This is a genomic window from Lentzea albidocapillata (assembly GCF_000719115.1).
Classification (GTDB): Bacteria; Actinomycetota; Actinomycetes; order Mycobacteriales; family Pseudonocardiaceae; genus Lentzea; species Lentzea albidocapillata.
In genome coordinates this window covers 1-21,218 of sequence record NZ_JOEA01000010.1, presented here as the reverse complement: position 1 = coordinate 21,218, position 21,218 = coordinate 1, and the positions used below count along the sequence as shown (strand labels likewise).

Genomic DNA, 21,218 nt, shown 5'->3' with positions numbered 1-21,218 from the left:
GTGACCCGCAAACGTAATGAGATGGCGTGACCTGCGTCACTCGTCTGGACGGCCGTATTTGTTCCGGATGAACCAAACTGCGTGAACATGCGTGGTGGGGGTCACCCGCGGGAACCACGGATCGCCCCCACCCGTTGGTTGCTCAGTACCCGGCCAGCGAGCGGTAGGCTGGTCGGACGCGGTATGTGGGTCTTCCACTGCCCGACGCGCAAGTCAGGGAGGGTCGAGGCCGCCCGCCGGCCGTAAGTGCATGGACCGCAAGCGCCTGCTTCGCAACCCGCTGCTGTGGATCGCTGCGGTGTTGCTGCTCTACTTCGTCTTCACCGTGCTCTTCGACGACGCACGCGGCTACCACCCGGTCAAGACGTCTCAAGCACTCCAACAGGTGCGGGACGGCAAGGTCAAGGAAGCCACGATCGAGGACAAGGAGCAGCGTCTCCGACTCACCCTCACCGACGGCACCACCTTCGAGGGCAGCAACCGCCTGATCACGCAGTTCCCGGCCAGCTCGACGGACGAGATCTTCACCGTCCTCGACCAGGCCGGCAACAAGCCGACCGTCGAGACCAAGGTCAGCCAGGAGTCCATCCTGATGCAGATCTTGATCTACCTCGTGCCGCTCGGCCTGTTGTTGCTGCTGCTCATGTGGATGATGAACAACGCCCAGGGTGGCGGCAACCGCGTCATGAACTTCGGCAAGTCCAAGGCCAAGCAGTTGTCCAAGGACATGCCCAAGACGACGTTCTCCGACGTCGCCGGTGCCGAGGAGGCCGTCGAGGAGCTCGAGGAGATCAAGGACTTCCTCCAGAACCCCGGCCGCTACCAGGCACTCGGCGCGAAGATCCCGAAGGGCGTGCTGCTCTACGGCCCGCCGGGCACCGGTAAGACGCTGCTCGCCCGAGCTGTCGCCGGCGAGGCGGGCGTGCCGTTCTACTCGATCTCCGGTTCGGACTTCGTCGAGATGTTCGTCGGTGTCGGTGCCTCGCGTGTGCGTGACCTGTTCGAACAGGCCAAGCAGAACGCGCCGTGCATCGTCTTCGTCGACGAGATCGACGCCGTGGGCCGCCACCGCGGCGCGGGTATGGGCGGCGGTCACGACGAGCGCGAGCAGACCCTCAACCAGCTGCTCGTCGAGATGGACGGCTTCGACTCGCGCGGCGGGATCATCCTGATCGCGGCGACGAACCGTCCCGACATCCTCGACCCCGCCCTGCTGCGCCCCGGCCGCTTCGACCGTCAGATCCCGGTGTCCGTACCGGACCTGAAGGGCCGCAAGCAGATCCTCCGGGTGCACTCGAAGGGCAAGCCGCTGGCGGCGGACGCGGACCTCGACGGCCTCGCGAAGCGCACCGTCGGGTTCTCCGGCGCCGACCTCGCGAACGTCATCAACGAGGCCGCGCTGCTCACCGCGCGCCACAACGGCCACACCATCGACGGTGCGGCGCTCGAAGAGTCCGTGGACCGCGTGATCGGCGGTCCGGCCCGCAAGAGCCGGATCATCTCCGAGAAGGAGAAGAAGATCACCGCGTACCACGAGGCAGGGCATGCCCTGGCCGCGTGGGCGATGCCGGACATCGACCCGGTCTACAAGGTCACGATCCTCGCCCGCGGCCGCACGGGTGGTCACACCCTGTCGGTGCCGGAAGAGGACAAGGACCTGATGACCAGGTCCGAGATGATCGCGCGACTGGTGTTCGCACTGGGTGGCCGTTCCGCCGAGGAGCTCGTCTTCCACGAACCCACGACGGGTGCGTCCAACGACATCGAGCAGGCGACGAAGATCGCCCGCGCGATGGTCACCGAGTACGGCATGAGCGCGAAGCTCGGCGCCGTGAAGTACGGGCAGGAGCAGGGCGAGCCGTTCCTCGGACGCTCGGCCGGTCGCCAGGCGGACTACTCGCTGGAGGTCGCGCACGAGATCGACGAGGAGGTGCGCAAGCTCATCGAGGCCGCGCACACCGAGGCGTACGAGGTGCTCGTCACCTACCGCGACGTCCTCGACGACCTCACGCTCGAGCTGATCGAGAAGGAGACCCTGCACCAGAAGGAACTGGAGCGGATCTTCGCCCGCGTCGAGAAGCGGCCGCGCATCACCCAGTTCAACGACTTCGGTGACCGCAGGCCGTCCGAAATCCCGCCGATCAAGACCCCTGGTGAGCTCGCCAGGGAGCGCGGGGAACCGTGGCCCCCGGTCGTCGAGGACACCCTCGACGACGAGCCGAACCCGCAGCAGGCAGAGCCCGCTGCCGCGGAACCGGCCACCGAGGCGCTGCCGTCGCCCAACGGGTCGAACGGTGTCCACCAGCCCGGTCAGCCTGCGAACCAGGCGGGTCCGCCGAACTACGGCGCCCCGCCCGGATGGACCCCGGCGACGGTGCCAGGCGGCAAGCCGCACAACGTCTGGGAGCCGAAGAAGGCGCAGCCCGACCAGGACGAGCGGCAGTGACCGAGCAAAACCAGCTCGACGGAGACGCCGGCCTCACCCACGACGGGGAGGCCGGCGTCTCCGCGCGGCGGGTCTTCGACCATGCGCGCGCGGAGGCTGCGGTGCGCGAGCTGTTGATCGCGTGCGGTGAGGATCCGGACCGGGAGGGTCTGCGCGAGACACCCGCACGGGTGGCGCGCGCTTACCGGGAGTTGTTCGCCGGTCTCTACACCGAGCCGGACAGCGTCCTCGCGAAGACGTTCGACGAGAGCCACGAGGAGCTCGTCCTCCTCACGGACATCCCGATGTTCAGCTTCTGCGAGCACCACCTACTGCCGTTCCACGGCGTCGCGCACGTCGGATACATCCCGAACGAGCACGGCCGCGTGACGGGGTTGTCGAAGCTCGCGAGGCTCGTCGACCTCTACTCGAAGCGGCCGCAGGTGCAGGAGCGGCTCACGTCGCAGGTCGCGGACGCCCTGGTGCGCAAGCTGGAGCCGCGCGGCGTGATCGTCGTGATGGAGGCCGAGCACCTGTGCATGGGCATGCGCGGTGTGCGCAAGCCCGGTTCCCGCACGACGACGTCGGCGGTGCGGGGGTTGCTGCGCACGTCCGCGTCCTCACGGGCGGAAGCGATCGAACTGATCAGGGGCCGGTCGAGGTGAACGGTCTGCATCGTCCCGGCCGCTGTGTCGTGATGGGCGTGCTGAACGTGACGCCCGATTCGTTCTCCGACGGTGGCCGCTACATCGACCGGCGGGACGCGGTCGCGCACGGCGTCGAGATGTTCGAGCGCGGTGCGGACATGATCGACGTGGGTGGCGAGTCGACCCGGCCCGGAGCCAAGCGCGTGGCACCGGCCGAGGAGATCGCCCGCATCGTGCCGGTGATCAGGGCGCTGACCGGTGAGGGCGTGCCGGTCAGCGTGGACACCATGCGCGCTTCCGTTGCCGCAGCGGCGTTGGAGGCGGGCGCGTCGATCGTCAATGACGTGTCCGGTGGCCTGGCCGATCCCGGGATGGCCGCTGTCGTCGCCGCGGCCGGAGTTCCGTACGTGCTCATGCACTGGCGTGGGCACAGCACGGAGATGGACACGCTGGCGACGTACGACGACGTGGTGACGGACGTTCGCACGGAGTTGCTGGAGCGCGTCGAGGCCGCGCTGGCCGCCGGTGTCGCGGAGTCGTCGATCGTGCTCGATCCGGGGCTGGGGTTCGCGAAGCTCGGCGACCACAACTGGGAGTTGTTGCAGCGCCTGGACGAACTGGTCGAGCTGGGCTTCCCGGTGCTGGTGGGGGCGTCGCGCAAACGCTTCCTCGGCACGTTGCTCGGCAACCGTCCACCGGACGGCAGGGAGGACGCGACCGCGGCGGTGTCCGCTCTGGCCGCGTTCAACGGAGCGTGGGGTGTGCGGGTGCACGACGTCGACCGGACGCTGGACGCGGTCGCCGTCGCCGCTGCGTGGAGGCGGGGACATGGCTGACCGGATCACGTTGACGGGCCTGCGGGTGCGCGGCAACCACGGGGTGTTCGAGCACGAGAAGCGCGACGGGCAGGAGTTCGTCGTCGACGTCACGCTCTGGCTGGACCTGAGCGCGGCGGCCCGCACCGACGACCTGAAAGAGACCTACCACTACGGCGAGCTGGCCGAGATGGCCGCGGGGATCATCGGTGGCGAGCCGTGCGATCTCATCGAGACCGTGGCCGGCCGTATCGCCGACGCCGCGATGGCGGACTCACGGCTGCACGCGGTCGAGGTGACACTGCACAAGCCGTCCGCGCCGATCCCGCTGACGTTCGACGACGTGTCGGTGACGATCCGCCGGTCGCGCCGGCTGGCCGCGCCGCTGCCCAAGGAAGCCCGTTGAGCCGCGCGGTCCTCTCGATCGGCTCGAACCTCGGCGACCGGTTTTCGTTCCTGCAGTCCGCCGTGGACGGGTTGCGGCCGTTCGTCGTCGCTGTGTCGCCGGTGTACGAGACGGCGGCGTGGGGCGTCGAGGACCAGCCGGACTTCCTGAACGCCATCGTGATCGTCTCTTCGGACGACGTGGACGAGTGGGGCTGGCTGCGGCGCGGTCAGGCGTTGGAGAACGCCGCCGGACGCGTGCGGGAGAAGCGCTGGGGCCCCCGCACATTGGACGTGGACGTGGTTTCGGTGGACGGGGTGACTTCGGACCACCCGGACCTGCTGCTGCCGCATCCTGGGGCGTTTGAGCGCGCAACAGTTCTCATCCCGTGGCTCGACGTCGAGCCGGACGCGGTGCTGGCGGGCCACGGACCCGTTGCGGGCCTGCAGTTTTCGGCCGAAGGCGTGCGGCGGCGCGACGATCTCGTGCTTTCGGGTTGGATGGAAGCGTGAAGTTCACCCGTCCTCGCGATCTGGCGTCCGTTGCGATCGTCGGCGGTCTGCTCGCGCATCTGCTGCTGCGGCTCACGTACGACTCGTTGCCGCCGTTGCCTCTGCTGGCCGGGTCGACGCTGTTCGTCATCGCGGTCGTGGAGGCCGTCTTCGCGTTCTCGTTGCGGGCCAGGATCCAGCGCCGGCGGGGCGCGCGTCCGGTGCAGCCGCTGACGGCCGCCCGAGCGGTCGTGCTGGCGAAGGCCTCGTCCGTTCTGGGCGCTCTGATGTTCGGTGCCTGGACCGGTTTGCTGATCTTCGTCCTGCCCGTCCGCGACTCGTTCCCCGCGGCCTCGAACGACCTGGTGGCGGGCGTTGTCGGGGTGATCGCGGCGGTCGCGCTGACGGCTGCGGCGCTGTGGCTGGAGCACTGCTGCAAGACGCCGGAAGAGGGTTCCGGGAAGGATTAGATACCCGGCCATAGGTCTCAGTCACATAACTACGCGGTACCGTAGTGCGCATGACCGGGCGAGGCGCGTCGACCGACGACGAGCGAGATGATCACGGTCGTGGCTCAGGGCGATTGCTGTTGGTAGCGGCATTGGCGCTCGCCCTCGTGGCCGCGGCGGTGCTCGTGCTGAGTGACAGCGCCCGCATGCTGCGTCTGGCCGTGGTGGCCGCGTTGTGGGCGGCTCTGGTGGGTGCCTTCCTCGCTGCGAGGTATCGCAGGCAGGTCACGGAACGTGACGACGAGGTGGCCGATCTCCAGTCCGTCTACGAACTGGAACTGGAGCGCGAGGTCGCCGCCCGCCGCGAGTACGAGCTCGAGATCGAGTCGGAGACCCGCAAGCGCATCGAGGAAGAGTCGCGCGCGGACATCGAGGCCCTGCGCGCCGATCTGCACGCGCTGCGCGACAACCTCCAAGGCCTGCTCGGCGGCGACGTCCTCGTCGAACGTGTGGCCCTGCGCGCCGAGTCGACCCGCCTGCGTTCGATCGGCTCGGAAGCGACACGGCTGGCGGCGGCGCCCGAACAGCGCGTCATCAACGCCAAGCCGGTGATCGCCGCGACGTCGTCCGTCACCTCGGAGAAGCCGTCCGAGCGCACCGAACTGATCGAGCGCGTGGCCCACGACGCCAAGATGCAGCCCCCGCGCCGCGAGCAGGCGCGCCCCGAGCCCGTGCGCCCGGACCCGGCCAGGAACTCGCCGCGCCCGCAGCCCGCCGTGGTCCGCCGCGAGCCGCTGAAGGCCGCGAAGCAGGAACCGGCCAGGCCGCAGCCCCGCCCGGCCTCGGCGGCGGCCGCCGTCTCGGCCAGGCTCAGCGGCGCCACCCCGGCTCCCCAGAAGGCCCCGCCGCCCCCCACCGTGAAGGCCCAGCCGGTGCAGGCCCAGCCGGTGCAGGCACAGGTCCACCGCACCGAACGGGTGCCGCGCCCGCCGCAGCCCCCGGCCCGCACCGAGGCGTTGTCGCGCCCGGAGCAGCCCCCGAAGGCCCCCGCGGCAGTCGCGAAGTCGGTGGAGACCCGCAAGCCCGAACCACGTTCCCGCGTCGCCGAGCGCACCGAGATGATCGACCCGAAGGCCCTGGCGGCCGGCGGAGGCCGCCGCCGGGCGGACGACCGGCCGGCTCAGGCTCCGGTGCAGGACAGCGGCTCGTGGGAGACCCTGAAGCCGGACGCCCCGAGCCCCAGCCGCCGCTCCGACGAGCGGACACCCCGCCGCACCGCCTCCGAGGACTCGCTGGTGTCGCTGCCCCCGGTGGGCCGCCGTTCCGCCGCCGAGCAGTCGTCGGCCAGGCTCCCGGCGGTCTCGCCCCGGCGTTCCCCGGCCGACGAGGCCCCGGTCTCCGGCCGCCGGGTCGCCGAGGACTCGTCCGCCCGCCTGCCCGCGGTCTCGACGGGCCGCCGTGCCGCGCCGGAAGACCCGTCGGGCGCGCATGCGGACGGCAAGTCGGTGAGCGAACTGCTGGCATCGCTGGGCGGAGGCGACGCACCTCGTCGCCGGCGCCGCCGCGAAGACTAGTTCTTCGCCGGCGGCTACTTGTCGATGTCGCCGACGACCACGGCGAACGAGCTCAGCACGGCCGGCAGGTCGTCCACCTTCGTGCCGGGCAGAAGCGCGGACAGCGCCTGAACGTTGTTGAACGACGGCGTGCGGAGCTTGAGCCGCCACGGCGTCTTCTCGCCGCGCGACGACAGATGCACGCCCGAAGTGCCCAGCGGCGCCTCGACGCGCGTGTAGACGGAACCCTCGGGCGCCTTGATGGCCTTGGGCAGCCGGAGGTTCACCGGCCCTTGAGGCAACTGCTCCAGGCACGCGCGCGCCAGCTCCACCGACTTCTGGACCTCGTCGAGAAGACACCGGACACGCGCGGCCGCATCGCCCTCGGTCCGAACCACGGGGGAGAAGCCCAACGCCTTGTAAGCGGGCAGCGGGTCGTCACGGCGCAGGTCGAAGTCCACTCCGCTGGCCCGCCCGATGGGCCCGGTGACCCCGTACGCCAGCGCGTCCTCGTGCGGCAGCACTCCGAGTCCTTCGAGCGCACCGAAATCGATGGTCAGCGTTTCTGTGTCCACAGTGGACAGGAAGGCGGCGACCCGCTCGGTCCAGCCGGCCGGGACGTCCTCGCGCAGGCCGCCGATCCTGTTGAACATGAAGTGGATGCGCCCGCCCGACGCCTCCTCCATCAGTGCCTGCACACCCTCGCGGTACGTGGCGGCGTTGGGAGACAACGGGGTCAGGAAGACCATGTGCGCCATCAGGCGGTTCAGTTCGCACAGCAGGGCCCGCAACCATTGCGCGCGGGCCGGGACGTCCATGCCCGTCATGCGCTCAACGGCGAGTGCGACAGCGAGTTCGTTGCAGAACGCCGAAAGCCAGTCGTGGCGGTTGGCGAGCGTCAGGACCTGCCGGTAGTCGCGCACCTCGAAGAGCTTCTCGGCGCCGCGGTGGAGGTGGCCCACCAGCGGTTCGGCGGCGGTGATCACGAGGTCCGGCGTGACGGTCAGGCGCAGGCGGTAGGCGCCGTGGGCCGACGGGTGCAGTGGGCCCAGATCGATCACGCGGTCCACGCCCAGGTAGCGGGCGCCTGCGCCTACGCCGACGGTGATCTGCTCGCTCACGCCGGCAATCGTGTCATGTCGACACCGGTGAAGCTCACGCAGTTCGGCGTGGCAGAGCCGGATCAGCGCGCCGTCGTGCGGGTCGGTATCCCGGACGACGCTGCCGAGGCATCCGACTCACGCCCTGGTGACCGCGAAGAAGAAGCAGCCGTGCGACACGCTGCGGACCTGCACCGACTCGATTGCGGGATTGTTCAACAATCCTGCAATCGCACGATCGAACGATCCGGGCTCCGCCACCTCGCCGTCGACGATCTGACCTGCGGCGTTGTAGGAACGTAGGATCCGGGGATTGTTCAACAATTCAACAGGGAGACGATCCAACGAAGGGGCCTCCGGGCAGTCCACGTGCGTGAAGACCGGGCCCACCTCGGCGTACGGGCCCTTCCCGGACGAAGGCGAGTAGCGGAACAGCCACACCGGCTCCGCCTCCAGTGACTTCCGCAGACAGCAGCGCAACGGCACGCCGGGCTCGGAGGCGCGGTACTCACGGCCGGGGTCGGAGAACGAGTCGGACGGCGACACGGTGTGGATTCGCATGAAGACGACGATCGTCGTCAGCCGGTGGAAAAGCTGGCGGGATTCGGACGCCAGGGCGGCAGCTCCGGCAGCAGGTCCGCCACCGCGACCCCGTTCCCGTGCAGCAGCCACCCGAAGCCGCCCAACCCGGACGGATCACGCAGCTCGGCGATCCGTCCGGCCCGCGCGGCCGACTCCAGCCAGTCCCACCCGGAACCACGAACAGAACCGCTCAATCCCAAGGCGCGCAAGGCATCCCGCTGCGACACCAGCACGAAGTCCCCGCCGGCCGCGGCAGCGCACGCGTCGAACGCCACGTGCGCCGTGATGTCGCAGGACCCGTCGAACACCGGCTCCACCTGCTGCCCGCCCCGATACCCCGTCAGCGTGAACCGCCGCGAGGACGCGAGGTGCCCATAGTCGATCGCCAACGCCGCGCCACGCACCGACGACACCGCCGCGGCCCAGGCCGCGTCCCGGGGTGCCCCGACCTCGGCCAGGGCGCCATCGGCCAGCGCAGGCCACCACCGGGTGATCCATGGGTCGGCGGAAGGCCCGGTCACCACCGGGCAGGGGATCGCGTCGAGCCATTCGTGCCCGACCAGCAGCCCGACGCACGGGGGTACGGACGAGGTCCACCGAACCCCAGGCAGCTCAACGGGAGGACCGACCTCGACCGCGGTCACCCGGAGCCGCGCCGCCAGCGACCCGGACGCCAGCGAGCGCACCGCGAACGCCAGTTCGCCCCCGCCCGCACCCACGTCCACGAAGTCCACGACCGGGGGAAATCCGAGCGCGGCGTCCACCCGCGACAGCAACGTCAGCAGGGCCTCCGCGAGCTCCGGACCGACCAGCGGAGACGTCCGGAAGTGCGCGGACGGCTTCTCGCCGCGGGCGAAGAAGCCACCGGGGCCGTACAACGCGGCGTGCCAAGCGGCTTCCCAGTCGAACATCGGACAAGTGTGCATCTAAGGTCATTTCCCGTGACCGACGCCGACCCCATGCCGACGCCGACGAAGAAGCGCATCGAGCAGCGCCGCTGGACCGTCCTGTTCCCCGTCGTGGCGCTGATCGCGCTCGCCGCGGCCGGGCTAGTGCTGTTCGCGCTGGGTACGTCGAGCATCGGCATCGAGCCGCTGCTGGTCGGTGCCGCCGCGGCGCTGATCCCCGTCGCGTTCGTGGTGAGCGCGTTCCTCTGGATCGACCGCTGGGAACCGGAACCGGCGAAGATGCTGCTCTTCGCGTTCGTCTGGGGTTCGTGCGGCGCGACCATCAGCTCGCTCGCGTTCAACCAGACGTCCAGGGTGCTCGGCAACCTGCTGACCGACGACGGCACGACGTTCACGGCCGTCGTCGGGGCGCCGATCGTCGAGGAGGCCACCAAGGCCGCGTTCCTCATCGCCGTGTTCCTCCGTCGCCGCCACGAGTTCGACGGTGTCGTGGACGGCATGGTCTACGCCGGCATCACGGCCGCGGGCTTCGCGTTCACCGAGAACATCTGGTACTTCGGCCGGGTCTTCCTGGAGAACGGTCTCGGCGACATGAGCGGCGGCGTGATCGCGCTGTTCGTGCTGCGCGGGGTGCTCTCGCCGTTCGCGCACCCGCTGTTCACGGCCATGACGGGCATCGGTGTCGGCATAGCGGCGACCACCGGCAACGCCACGGTCCGCGTCATCGCGCCGATCGGTGGCTACCTCACGGCCGTCGGGCTGCACTCGCTGTGGAACTTCTCGACCACCGTCGGCACCGGTTCGGCCTTCATCAACCTGTACTTCCTGATCATGGTCCCGGTGTTCGCCGGCGCCGTCGCGATCGTGGTGTGGCAGCGCAGACGCGAACAGCGGATCGTCGCCGGGCAGCTCGCCGCGATGGCGCAGAACCGGTGGATCGCCAACAGCGAGGTCGCCCTGCTGGCCAGTCTCAACGGCCGCCGGAACTGGCTGCGGGCGGTCAAGCGAAAGTCGGGTGAGGCGTCGGTCAAGGCCGTGAAGACCTACCAGATCGCCGTCACCGAACTGGCCTTCCTGCGGCACCGCATCGAGCAGGGAACGGCCGGTCAGAGCGCCGAGCAACGCCACGGGGCGCTGCTCGACTCGCTGCACGCCGCCAGGGCCGCCGCCCGCCGGTGAATCCGGTCACCGAGCGGGTGCACGGGCACTCGGCGCAGCTACCCTCGGCGGCGTCGTCCGGTACCCGCACCAGGGACTGGAACGTCAGAAGGAGTTAGTCGCATGGACGCGACCCCACGTCCGGCGAGGCTCGCCGTCGGTGTCATCTCGGCAGGCCGCGTCGGTTCCGTGCTGGGCGCCGCGCTGGCCAGGACGGGCCACGTGGTGACCGGCGTTTCCGCCGTCTCGCAGGCTTCCCGCGACCGCGCGGACGAGTTGCTGCCCGGCGTCCCGATCGCCGACCCCACCGAGGTCGCCGCGCGCGCCGACCTGGTGCTGCTGGCCGTGCCGGACGACGAGCTGGAAGGCCTGGTCAAGGGCCTCATCGCCACCGAGTCGCTGCGCGCGGGCCAGATCGTCGTGCACACCAGCGGCGCGATGGGCGTGCAGGTCCTCGAACCCGCTGCCGAACTGGGCGCGCTGACGCTCGCGCTGCACCCCGTCATGACGTTCACCGGCCGCCCGGAGGACCTGCAGCGGATGAGCGCCGCGTGCGTCGGCGTCACGGCCGCGGACGGCGACGAGGTGGCCTGGAGCGTCGGCGAGGCGCTGGTCGTCGAGATGGACGCGGAACCGGTCAGGGTCCCCGAGGCCGTCCGCCCGCTCTACCACTCGGCGCTGGCCCACGGCGCGAACCACCTGATCACGCTGGTCCGCGACGCCGCGGACCTGCTCACCGGCTCCGGAATCGCCAACGCCGAGCGACTGCTCGGCCCGTTGCTGTCCGCCGCGCTCGACAACGCGCTGCGCCACGGCGACCGTGCCCTGACCGGTCCGGTTGCCCGGGGCGACACGGGTACCTTGCGCAAGCACCTCGACGTGCTCGCGCAGCAGGCACCCGAGATCCTTTCCAGCTACCGCGTGCTCGCCCGCCGCACCGCCGAGCGGGCCGAGGACTCCGGGCTGCTCAAGCCCGACGCGGCCAACGACGTTCGCACCACTCTTGAGGACTGACGTGACGAAGCCACTGACCAAGGACGACTACCGCCCGGACGACGTCACGGTGCACCGCGACCCGGCTCGCCTCAACAGGGTGATCCGGGCGCTTCGCAACGCCGGGCGCAACGTCGCGCTGGTGCCCACGATGGGCGCGCTGCACGCGGGCCACCGGCAGCTGATCCGCGAGGCGCAGGTCATGCAGAACACGGTGGTCGTCGTGTCGATCTTCGTGAACCCGTTGCAGTTCGGGCCGAACGAGGATCTCGCGAAGTACCCGCGCCAGTTCGAGTCCGATGTGGACATCTGCCGCGCGGAGCGGGCGGGCATCGTCTTCGCGCCGTCCGTAGAGGACATGTACCCCGAGGGCGCGCAGGTCACCGTGCATCCCGGCCCGCTGGGCGACGAGCTGGAGGGTGCTGTCCGCCCCGGCCACTTCGAGGGCGTGCTCACCGTCGTGTCGAAGCTGTTCAACATCGTGCAGCCCACGTACGCGGTGTTCGGGCAGAAGGACTACCAGCAGCTGCAGCTCATCCACAAGATGGCGCGCGACCTCAACTTCCCGCTCGACGTCGTCGGCGTGCCGACCGTCCGCGAGCACGACGGTCTCGCGCTGTCGTCGCGCAACGCCTACCTGACCCCGGAACAGCGCCAGCACGCCGTGACGCTGTCGGCCGCGCTCACCGCCGGTGCACACGTGTCGTCGCAGGGCGCGGACGCGGTGCTCAAGGCCGCGCACGACGTGCTGGCGCAGACGCCCGAGATCGAAGTGGACTACCTGGAGCTGCGCGGGGTCGACCTCGGTCCCGCACCGGAGAACGGCGACGCCCGGCTGCTGGTCGCGGCCCGCGTCGGTTCCACCCGCCTGATCGACAACATCGCGGTGTTGCTCGGCGAAAGCGACGAAAAGGGGGAATGACATGTTCCGCACGATGCTGAAGTCCAAGATCCACCGCGCCACCGTGACGCAGGCCGACCTGCACTACGTCGGCTCGGTGACGGTGGACGAGGACCTGATGGAGGCCGCCGACCTGCTGGCGGGCGAACAGGTCGCCATCGTCGACGTCACCAACGGCGCCCGCCTGGAGACCTACGTCATCCCCGGCGAGCGCGGCACCGGCGTGCTGGGCATCAACGGCGCTGCAGCGCACCTCGTGCACCCCGGCGACATCGTGATCCTGATCGCGTACGGGCAGATGGACGACGCGGAGTCGCGCGCCTACAAGCCGCGGGTCGTGTTCGTGGACGCCGACAACAAGGCCGTCGACCTCGGCAGCGACCCCGCGCACGCCCCAGAGGGGTCCGGTCTGGTGAACGGCTCCACCAGCGCGCCTTCTTCTGAGACCGTGGAAGCGACAGCGCTGGACGCGTTGATCCAGGCCGAGAACTAAGGAAACGCAACGTGCTGCTCGCCATCGACGTCGGCAACACCAACATCGTGCTCGGTCTGTACGACGGGGTCGGCGACTCGGCCCCGCTCGTGCGCGACTGGCGGATGCGCACCGACGCCAGGATGACCGCCGACGAGCTCGCGCTGACCATGCGCGGCCTGCTCGGCGAGTACGCCGACAAGATCACCGGCATTTCCGCGCTGTCCACCGTGCCCGCGGTGCTGCGCGAGCTGCGGGTCATGCTCGGCCGCTACTACGACGCGGTGCCGAAGATCCTGGTGGAGCCGGGCGTGAAGACCGGTGTCCCGCTGCTCGTCGACAACCCGAAAGAGGTGGGCTCGGACCGCGTGATCAACACGCTGGCCGCCCACCACCTCTACGCGACCTCGTGCATCGTGGTCGACTTCGGCACGTCCACGAACCTCGACGTGATCTCGTCGCGCGGCGAGTTCCTCGGCGGCGCGCTGGCACCGGGCATCGAGATCTCGGTCGACGCCCTCGCCTCCCGCGCCGCCCAGCTGCGCAAGGTCGAGCTGGTCAGGCCCCGCAACGTGATCGGCAAGAACACCGTGGAGTGCCTGCAGTCCGGCATCGTCTACGGGTTCGTCGGCCAGGTGGACGGGCTGGTGCGCAAGATCACCGAGGAGCTCCAGCAGACCGATCCCGGTCCCGTGACGGTCATCGCCACGGGCGGGCTCGCCCCTCTGGTCGTCTCCGAGTCCTCGACGATCGCGCACCACGTGCCCGACCTCACCCTGCTGGGCCTGCGCATGGTGTTCGAGCGCAACATGCCCGCTACTCGCTGACGCGCACCATCCGGTAGACCTCCGAGCGCAGGGGGACGTCGAACGGCCCGTTCGACGTCTCCGGGCGCTGGCGGAGAAAAGCGAGCATCTTCTCGTTGATCGCGGCCCGCTCCTCCTCGTCGATCACGATCATGCGCGAGTACGTGTTCGTCGTGGCGATGAGCGCCTCCGGCGAGTCCCTGCGCTGCGTGTGCGGGAAGATGCTGCGCTCCACCGGCCCGAACGACGGGTGCGCCATGATCTCCGTCGGGTCGTCGCGCCGGGACTCGACGCTGCTCGCCGAGAGCTGTTCGAGCTCGCTCACCCACTCGACGTCCGGGACGGTCTCGACCCACAGGGCCGCCAGCACGCCGCCGGGCCGCAGCACGCGGGCGATCTCCGGCAGCGCCTTCTCCTGGTCGAACCAGTGGAACGCGGTGCCGACGAACACGGCGTCGACGGTGCTGTCCGGGACCGGGATGTGCTCGGCGTGGCCGGGCAGCGCGCGCACGTCGTGAACGCGGCGTACCAGCTCGGACAGCATCTGCTCGTTGGGTTCCACGGCTGTTACGCGGTGTCCCTCGGCGACCAGGCCCGAGGTCAGTTTGCCGGTGCCGGCGGCGAGGTCGAGCACGTCCAGCCGCTCCGACGTGCCTAGTGGCTCCAGGGCCCACCGGATCGCCGCCACGGGATAGTCAGGCCGGTGTTCGGCGTAGGCCCCGGCCTGCGCGCCGAACGAGTCCGCTCGCCTCGCGTGTAGATCCATCCGTCCAACTTAGGCCGTCACGGATCCACAGGGGCTGGCGACTGCTGGGTGAACTGTGAGCATGTGCATGCATCCGTGAGCGTCTGTGAGTCCCGGGCTGGGACTGTCGGTGTCGTTCGCTACCGTGGCGACGAGATGGTCACGGTGATCCAGGCGTATCGATTCGCGCTCGATCCGACCGCGGGGCAGCAGGCGGCCCTGCAGTCGCATTGTGGCGCGCAGCGGTACGCCTACAACTGGGGCTTGGCGAGGATCAAGGCGAACCTGGACCAGCGCGCCGCCGAGCAGTCGTACGACATCCCCGCCGATCAGCTCACCCCGCCGGTGTCGTGGTCGGCCTACCGCCTGCGCAAGGACTGGAACCAGGCCAAGGACGAGGTGGCGCCCTGGTGGGGTGAGAACTCCAAAGAGGCGTACTCGTCGGGGCTGGCCAACCTCGCCACAGCGCTGACCAACTGGAGGGGTTCCCTCATCGGCACGCGGCGTGGCCCGAGGGTGTGGTTTCCGCGGTTCAAGGGCAAGCGGGCCGGGGTGTCGTGCCGGTTCACCACTGGCGCGTTCGGCCTCACGGACGATCGGCGGCACGTGACGCTGCCCCGCATCGGCACGGTGCGCACGCACGAGTCCACCCGCAAGCCGGCTCGCCATGTGGAGCGAGGTACGGCTCGTATCCGCTCGGCCACTGTCTCGTACCAGTCCGGGCGCTGGTTCGGCTCGTTCTCGGTGGAAATCACCCGCGCCGACCCGGCAGCCACACGGCTGGGCGCGGTGGTCGGCGTCGACCTCGGCTTGAAATCGCTCGCGGTGCTCTCGACCGGCGAGGTGGTGCCCAACCCCAGGCACCTCGACCTCGCGCAGCGTGAGCTACGCCGCCTGCAGCGTCAGGCCGACCGGCGCGTCGGCCCCGACAAACGCAGCGGGCAACGACCATCGAACCGATGGCGCAAGACCCAGGTCCGCATCGCGCGGCTGCACACCAGGATCGCGCACGCACGCCGGGACGGCCTGCACAAGCTCACCACCCGCCTGGTCCGCGGGTTCGGCACAATTGTGCTGGAAGACCTCAACGTGTCCGGGATGCTGCGCAACCGCCGCCTGTCGCGCTACATCGCCGATACCGGGATGGGTGAGCTGCGGCGGCAGGCCACCTACAAGGCCACCTGGGCCGGTGGCCGGCTGGTCGTTGCCGACCGCTGGTATCCGTCCTCGAAGACCTGCTCGGACTGCGGCGCGGTGAAAACCAAACTGCCGCTGCACGTCCGGGTGTACCACTGCGACGAGTGCGATCTCGTGCTCGATCGCGACCTCAACGCCGCCCGCAACCTCGTCGCACTCGTCGGCGAGACGGCGGGCGGCACGTCCGCGGCGAGTTGCGCCGGGACGTTAAACAAGCCCGATGGAAACCCATGTCAGACCCACACCGTGTGGGCAGCGGGTAGCGCCACGGGAAGGCCCTCACCACCACCTGGTGTGGGCCAACGCCGTCGCCGCAAGGCGACGACTGCCTGAACACCGTGACCTCACAGTCGGCCACACCTCAGGTAACGGTATCCGGTTCGCTTTGCCTTACCGCCTTTCCGTACCCTTCTCGGCGTGAGTGAGCAGCCGAAGCAAAACCTCGTGACCAGCGAAGAAGACCTGCCAGAGCAGATGCGCGTGCGCCGGGAGAAGCGTGCGCGGCTGCTCGCTTCCGGCAAGGAGCCCTATCCGGTCGAAGTCGCGCGCACGCACACGTTGCGCGAGATTCGCGACGCCCATCCCGAACTGGAACCCGACACGCAGACCGGGCAGCAGGTCGGCGTCACCGGGCGCGTGATGTTCATGCGCAACACCGGAAAGCTGTGCTTCGCGACGTTGCGCGAAGGCGATGGCACCGAACTGCAGGCGATGCTGAGCCTTGCCGGTGTCGGTGAAGAAGCGCTTTCCGAGTGGAAGACCGACGTCGACCTCGGCGACCACGTTTTCGTGAGTGGTGAGGTCATCAGCTCACGTCGTGGCGAGCTTTCCGTGATGGCCGACGGGTGGCAGCTGACGTCGAAGTCGCTGCGTCCGTTGCCGGTAGCGCACAAGGAACTCGGCGAGGAAACCCGTATTCGTCAGCGATACGTCGACCTGATCCTCAGGCCGATGGCGCGCGACACTGTTCGGACCCGTGCGAACGTCGTTCGTTCTCTGCGCGACTCGTTCCACCGGCGCGGATTCCTCGAAGTCGAGACGCCGATGTTGCAGACGCTGCAGGGTGGTGCGTCCGCGCGTCCGTTCATCACGCACTCGAACGCGCTCGACATCGACCTGTTCCTGCGCATCGCGCCGGAGCTGTACTTGAAGCGCTGCGTCGTCGGTGGCATCGAGAAGGTCTTCGAGATCAACCGCAACTTCCGCAACGAGGGTGTGGACTCGTCGCATTCGCCCGAGTTTTCGATGCTGGAGTACTACGAGGCCTACGCCACGTACGACTCGAACGCGGTACTGACGCGCGAGCTGATCCAGGAAGCGGCGGAAGCCGTGACGGGTTCCCAGATCGTCACGCTGGCGGACGGCAGCGAGTACGACCTCTCGGGTGAATGGACGACGCTGAGCATCTACGAGTCGTTGTCCGGAGCTGTTGGTGAGGAAATCACCCCCGAGACGCCCGCCGAGACGCTGCGCAAGCTTTGTGACCGCCACGAACTCGAGGTGAACCCGAAGTTCGGGCACGGCAAGCTGGTCGAGGAGCTGTGGGAGCACCTGGTGTGCGACTCGCTGCACGCGCCGACGTTCGTGCGGGACTACCCGATCGAGACGTCTCCCCTGACCAGGCAGCACCGCAGCAAGCCGGGTGTGGCCGAAAAGTGGGATCTGTACGTGCGCGGATTCGAACTCGGAACCGGTTACTCCGAACTGGTCGACCCGGTCATCGAGCGGGAACGCCTGGAAGCACAGGCGCGTCTTGGGGCCGCCGGTGACCACGAGGCGATGCCGATCGACGAAGACTTTCTGCGATCACTGGAGTACGGAATGCCACCGAGTGGTGGTGTCGGAATGGGTATCGATCGGCTGCTGATGGCGCTCACCGGTCTGGGTATCCGGGAGACCATCTTGTTCCCGCTCGTTCGCCCTGAATGAGTAACTTTCCGGATGTCGATAGGTGCAATGCGGCACCCGTGCGCTAACCTGCCTTGCAGAAGGCTTTAGTTGGCAACGCGGGTGACCGCGCATTCGGGGTCCAGGAGGATACGCATGGCGCAGAAGGTCACGGTGACCCTCGTCGACGATCTGGACGGTTCCACCGCCGAGGAGACCGTCGAGTTCGGACTGGATGGTGTCAGCTACACCATCGACCTTTCCTCGGGCAATGCGGGCAAACTGCGGGACGCTCTTGCCGACTTCGTGGGAAGTGCACGTCGTGCGGGTGGCCGTAAGCGTCTTGGGCCCGGCCGTCCGGCCGGTAGCGTGAAGGCGCGCCCCGCATCGGCGGATCGTGAGCAGAACCAGGCCATTCGCGAGTGGGCCCGTAAGCAGGGCATGAAGGTGTCGGACCGCGGCCGCATCCCGGCCGAGGTGCTCGACGCCTACCACCAGCAGGGCTGAAATTCGGCAAAACACGAAGGGGTTCCGGGGAAGATTCCCCGGAACCCCTTCGTGCTATTTGAGTGACCGATCAACTACCGTTCGGTGCCTCGATGGTGGAACGGTGCCATCCAAACGAGATCGAGAACACTCTTGCTGCTGACTTTTTGGTTGATCCGACAACGGGTTGACTGAATATTGTTCAGTGATCTTCTTCGGCTCGTTCTTCCGCCGGCGAGGCCGGTGATGTGACCGGAACCGGCGCCCTGGACCTCGGTGCGGCGAGGTGGTTCGGTTAGGCTTACCTCTCCTGTCTTGGGTTGAGGAGGGTAAGGCCTTGGGGCGTAGGTCGTTCGGCCTGCTCTTCCTGCTGGTCGTGCTGGTCGCCGTGTGCCTGGCGAGCATCGCGATCGGCTCGAAGGAGATCCCGCTTTCCGGGGTGTGGCACGGTCTCTTCACGCCGACCGGCGTCGAGGACGACGTGGTGGTCCGCGAGCTGCGGGTCCCGCGGACGTTGCTCGGCATCGCGGTGGGCATCGCACTCGGTGTGGGTGGCGCTCTCATGCAGGGCCACACGCGCAATCCGCTGGCCGATCCCGGCATCCTCGGCGTCACGCACGGCGCGGCGCTGGCGGTCGTGCTCTCGATCTTCCTGCTCGGTGTCAACTCGCTGGTCGGCTACATCTGGTTCGCCTTCGCCGGCGCGATGATCGCGAGCGTCCTGGTGTTCCTGCTCGGGTCGGCCGGGCGGGGCGGGCCGTCTCCGGTGACGCTGGCGCTGGCCGGTGCCGCGGTCTCCGCGCTGATGAACGGCCTGGTGTCGGCGATCGTGCTGCTCGACCAGCAGTCGCTCGACGCGTTCCGGTTCTGGCAGGTCGGCGCCATCGCCGGCCGCGACCTGACGGTGCTGACGCAGGTGCTGCCGTTCCTGCTGGCCGGCCTGTTCATCGCCGCGTTCAACGCGCCGGGGCTCAACGCCATGTCGCTGGGCGAGGACGTGGCGAAGTCGCTGGGCGTGAACGTCAGCCGGACGCGGTCGCTGGGCATCTTCGCCATCACGCTGCTGGTCGGCGGGGCTGTCGCCGCGTGCGGGCCGATCGGGTTCCTGGGACTCGTGGTGCCGCACGTCGCGCGCGCGTTCACCGGCCCCGACTACCGCTGGATCCTGCCGTACTCGGCCCTGCTCGGAGCGATCCTGATCCTGTTCGCCGACATCGTCGGACGAGTGGTCGCCCGCCCGTCCGAAGTGGAGGTCGGCGTGATGCTCGCGCTGATCGGCGCTCCGTTCTTCATCTTCCTGGTGCGGCGCAAGAAGCTGGTGAAGATTTGACGACCGCCGTGAAGACTCCCGCGGCCAAGACGCCCTCCCTGAGGCTGGGCGCGGCCTCGTTCAGGGTGCGCCGCCGGCCGTTGCTGGTGGTGGCGGCCTCGCTGGTCGTCCTGGCGGCGTTGCTGGTCGCCGACATCATGATCGGCGACTTCCCGCTGACGGTGACCCAGGTCGTCGACACGCTGCTGGGCGGCGGCACGCGCCGCGACCAGTTCGTGGTGATGGAACTGCGGATGCCGCGAGCACTGACGGGCCTGCTGGTCGGAGGCGCACTAGGGCTCTCCGGCGCGATCTTCCAGGCCATCGTGCGCAACCCGCTGGCCTCGCCGGACATCCTCGGCGTGACCTGGGGAGCCGGCGCCGGCGCGGTCTCGGTGATCACCTTCGCCGGTTCGCTGGGCGTGGTGACCGGTAGCGCGGCCTCGATCGGCCTCCCGCTGGCGGGCCTGACCGGCGGCCTGTTCGCGGGCCTGCTGGTCTACGCGCTGGCGTGGCGGCAGGGCATCGAGGGCTTTCGGATGGTGCTGGTCGGCATCGGCATCACCGCCGTGGCCGGCAACTTCACGCACTACCTGCTGACGGTAGGCGACGTGCAGGACGCAGGCCGCGCGATGGTGTGGATCACCGGCTCGCTGAACGGCCGCGGCTGGGAGCACGTCGTGCCGGTCGCCCTGGCGCTGGTCGTGCTGGTCCCCGTGGCCCTGATCGGCGGTCACGTGCTGGGCGCGCTGCAGTTCGACGACCAGACGTCACGCGGCCTCGGCGTGCGGGTGAACGTCGCGCGGTCGTTCCTGATCATCGTGGCGATCGTGCTGGCCTCGGTGGCCACCGCCGCCGCCGGTCCGATCACGTTCGTCGCGCTGGCGTCACCGCAGATCGCCCTGCGGCTGTCCGGCACCGCTCAGCCGCCGTTGTTCGGCTCGGTGGTGGTCGGCGGCGCGCTCGTGATGTTGTCGGACCTGGTGGCGCGAACGATCTACCGCACCGAGCTGCCGGTCGGTGTCGTGACTGCGGTTTTGGGTGCGCCCTATCTGATGTTCCTGCTGATCCGAAGCCGCCGGGAGGCGCGGGTATGAGTGTGCGTCTTGAGGCTTCGTCGTTGTGCGTGGGCTACGGGGAACGGCAGGTCGTCGACTCGCTCGATCTGTCGATCATCGGTGGCACGGTTACCGCGGTGATCGGGCCCAACGGGTGTGGCAAGTCGACGCTGCTGAAGGCTTTGGGGCGGTTGCTGCCTGCTCGGTCCGGTGCTGTGTTGCTGGACGGCAAGCAGATCGACTCCATGTCCACTCGGGATGTTGCTCGGGTGCTGGGGATGTTGCCCCAGGCTCCATCTGCTCCTGAGGGGCTGACTGTCGCTGACCTGGTGGCTCGGGGGCGGCATCCGCATCAGTCCTGGTATCGGCAGTGGTCTTCTGATGACGCTGCGGCTGTTGATGCCGCGTTGGCCATGACCGGGATCTTGGATCTGGCTGAGCGGACTGTGGATGAGCTGTCCGGTGGGCAGCGGCAGCGGGCGTGGATCTCCATGGCTCTTGCTCAGGGAACTGATCTGTTGCTGCTGGACGAGCCGACCACGTATCTGGATCTTGCTCATCAGATTGATGTGCTGGATTTGGTGCAGGAGCTGCATGCGTCCATGGGGCGGACGATTGTCATGGTGTTGCATGACCTGAACTTGGCTGCTCGGTATGCGGACAACATCGTGGCCATGCGGGATGGGCGGATCGTTTCCCAGGGGACGCCTGGGGAGGTTCTGACCGAGCAGATGTTGTTGGAGGTGTTCGGGTTTGTCAGCGCTCATGAAATTCCGCAGGTCTGAGGGGTTTTCGCTCACGTAATTCCGCAGGGCGTCGCTCACGTAATTCCCCACCGGGAGGGTGAGCGT

The 21,218-nt window shown here is 68.8% G+C and carries 22 protein-coding genes; 18 read left to right on the top strand and 4 right to left on the bottom strand.

Going from position 1 to position 21,218, the window contains the following annotated elements:
* Positions 1-250 precede the first annotated feature (250 nt).
* The 7 genes from ftsH to IG04_RS44025 are packed head-to-tail and all read left to right on the top strand — an operon-like array spanning position 251 to position 6,786.
* Positions 251-2,446, top strand: coding sequence for an ATP-dependent zinc metalloprotease FtsH (gene ftsH, locus IG04_RS0116420; RefSeq protein WP_030477527.1), 2,196 nt, complete (start codon positions 251-253; stop codon positions 2,444-2,446).
* On the top strand, positions 2,443-3,090 hold the full coding sequence (folE, locus tag IG04_RS0116415) for a GTP cyclohydrolase I FolE (RefSeq protein ID WP_030477526.1): 648 nt from the start codon (positions 2,443-2,445) through the stop codon (positions 3,088-3,090). The genes ftsH and folE overlap by 4 nt, the downstream gene beginning before the upstream one ends.
* 32 nt (positions 3,091-3,122) lie before the next feature.
* Complete coding sequence (gene folP, locus IG04_RS0116410) at positions 3,123-3,908, top strand: dihydropteroate synthase (protein ID WP_036014941.1); 786 nt, start codon at positions 3,123-3,125, stop codon at positions 3,906-3,908.
* Positions 3,901-4,293 (top strand): dihydroneopterin aldolase, encoded by a 393-nt coding sequence (gene folB / locus IG04_RS0116405; protein WP_030477524.1) that lies wholly within the window; start codon positions 3,901-3,903, stop codon positions 4,291-4,293. The genes folP and folB overlap by 8 nt, the downstream gene beginning before the upstream one ends.
* Complete coding sequence (gene folK / locus IG04_RS0116400; protein ID WP_030477523.1) at positions 4,290-4,784, top strand: 2-amino-4-hydroxy-6-hydroxymethyldihydropteridine diphosphokinase; 495 nt, start codon at positions 4,290-4,292, stop codon at positions 4,782-4,784. Before folB ends, folK begins: the two co-directional genes overlap by 4 nt.
* Positions 4,781-5,233 (top strand): DUF3180 domain-containing protein, encoded by a 453-nt coding sequence (locus IG04_RS0116395; RefSeq protein WP_030477522.1) that lies wholly within the window; start codon positions 4,781-4,783, stop codon positions 5,231-5,233. The genes folK and IG04_RS0116395 overlap by 4 nt, the downstream gene beginning before the upstream one ends.
* Positions 5,234-5,283: 50 nt before the next feature.
* Complete coding sequence (locus tag IG04_RS44025; protein ID WP_144065611.1) at positions 5,284-6,786, top strand: DUF6779 domain-containing protein; 1,503 nt, start codon at positions 5,284-5,286, stop codon at positions 6,784-6,786.
* Between the two features lie 14 nt (positions 6,787-6,800).
* Here IG04_RS44025 and IG04_RS0116385 read toward each other — a convergent pair whose 3' ends face one another.
* The 3 genes from IG04_RS0116385 to IG04_RS0116375 form a co-directional block, all read right to left on the bottom strand.
* Complete coding sequence (locus IG04_RS0116385; RefSeq protein ID WP_030477520.1) at positions 6,801-7,886, bottom strand: NADH-quinone oxidoreductase subunit D; 1,086 nt, start codon at positions 7,884-7,886, stop codon at positions 6,801-6,803.
* A gap of 117 nt (positions 7,887-8,003) precedes the next feature.
* Positions 8,004-8,426, bottom strand: coding sequence for a DUF1203 domain-containing protein (locus IG04_RS0116380; protein WP_051770045.1), 423 nt, complete (start codon positions 8,424-8,426; stop codon positions 8,004-8,006).
* Between the two features lie 17 nt (positions 8,427-8,443).
* Positions 8,444-9,358 (bottom strand): SAM-dependent methyltransferase, encoded by a 915-nt coding sequence (locus IG04_RS0116375; protein ID WP_030477518.1) that lies wholly within the window; start codon positions 9,356-9,358, stop codon positions 8,444-8,446.
* A gap of 48 nt (positions 9,359-9,406) precedes the next feature.
* Between IG04_RS0116375 and IG04_RS0116370 the strand changes: the two genes are divergently transcribed.
* From IG04_RS0116370 to IG04_RS0116350, 5 genes are all read left to right on the top strand, one after another.
* A complete protein-coding gene (locus IG04_RS0116370) occupies positions 9,407-10,534 on the top strand; it encodes a PrsW family intramembrane metalloprotease (RefSeq protein ID WP_030477517.1) in 1,128 nt (375 codons plus the stop codon).
* 102 nt (positions 10,535-10,636) lie between these two features.
* Positions 10,637-11,527, top strand: coding sequence for a Rossmann-like and DUF2520 domain-containing protein (locus tag IG04_RS0116365; protein WP_030477516.1), 891 nt, complete (start codon positions 10,637-10,639; stop codon positions 11,525-11,527).
* 1 nt (position 11,528) lies between these two features.
* Entirely contained in the window at positions 11,529-12,428 is a 900-nt protein-coding gene (gene panC, locus IG04_RS0116360) for a pantoate--beta-alanine ligase (protein WP_084402009.1), read from the top strand.
* A 1-nt stretch (position 12,429) separates the two neighbouring features.
* Positions 12,430-12,900 (top strand): aspartate 1-decarboxylase, encoded by a 471-nt coding sequence (gene panD / locus IG04_RS0116355; protein ID WP_030477514.1) that lies wholly within the window; start codon positions 12,430-12,432, stop codon positions 12,898-12,900.
* An 11-nt stretch (positions 12,901-12,911) separates the two neighbouring features.
* A complete protein-coding gene (locus IG04_RS0116350; RefSeq protein ID WP_030477513.1) occupies positions 12,912-13,706 on the top strand; it encodes a type III pantothenate kinase in 795 nt (264 codons plus the stop codon).
* Here IG04_RS0116350 and IG04_RS0116345 read toward each other — a convergent pair.
* Positions 13,696-14,451 (bottom strand): class I SAM-dependent methyltransferase, encoded by a 756-nt coding sequence (locus IG04_RS0116345; RefSeq protein WP_030477512.1) that lies wholly within the window; start codon positions 14,449-14,451, stop codon positions 13,696-13,698. The two genes, IG04_RS0116350 and IG04_RS0116345, sit on opposite strands and share 11 nt — an antisense overlap.
* Before the next feature lie 135 nt (positions 14,452-14,586).
* Here IG04_RS0116345 and tnpB point away from each other — a divergent pair, with 135 nt between their 5' ends.
* From tnpB to IG04_RS0116315, 6 genes are all read left to right on the top strand, one after another.
* A complete protein-coding gene (gene tnpB / locus IG04_RS0116340) occupies positions 14,587-15,960 on the top strand; it encodes an IS607 family element RNA-guided endonuclease TnpB (RefSeq protein ID WP_030477511.1) in 1,374 nt (457 codons plus the stop codon).
* Between the two features lie 141 nt (positions 15,961-16,101).
* Positions 16,102-17,556 (top strand): lysine--tRNA ligase, encoded by a 1,455-nt coding sequence (lysS, locus tag IG04_RS0116335; protein WP_051770093.1) that lies wholly within the window; start codon positions 16,102-16,104, stop codon positions 17,554-17,556.
* A gap of 114 nt (positions 17,557-17,670) precedes the next feature.
* The gene (locus tag IG04_RS0116330) at positions 17,671-18,021 is read left to right on the top strand and encodes a histone-like nucleoid-structuring protein Lsr2 (protein WP_030477509.1); all 351 of its coding nucleotides are present in this window, start codon (positions 17,671-17,673) and stop codon (positions 18,019-18,021) included.
* A 316-nt stretch (positions 18,022-18,337) separates the two neighbouring features.
* On the top strand, positions 18,338-19,330 hold the full coding sequence (locus tag IG04_RS0116325; protein WP_245816598.1) for a FecCD family ABC transporter permease: 993 nt from the start codon (positions 18,338-18,340) through the stop codon (positions 19,328-19,330).
* Between the two features lie 8 nt (positions 19,331-19,338).
* Positions 19,339-20,406, top strand: coding sequence for a FecCD family ABC transporter permease (locus IG04_RS0116320; RefSeq protein ID WP_036014937.1), 1,068 nt, complete (start codon positions 19,339-19,341; stop codon positions 20,404-20,406).
* Complete coding sequence (locus IG04_RS0116315; protein ID WP_051770043.1) at positions 20,403-21,152, top strand: ABC transporter ATP-binding protein; 750 nt, start codon at positions 20,403-20,405, stop codon at positions 21,150-21,152. Before IG04_RS0116320 ends, IG04_RS0116315 begins: the two co-directional genes overlap by 4 nt.
* Positions 21,153-21,218: the final 66 nt, after the last annotated feature.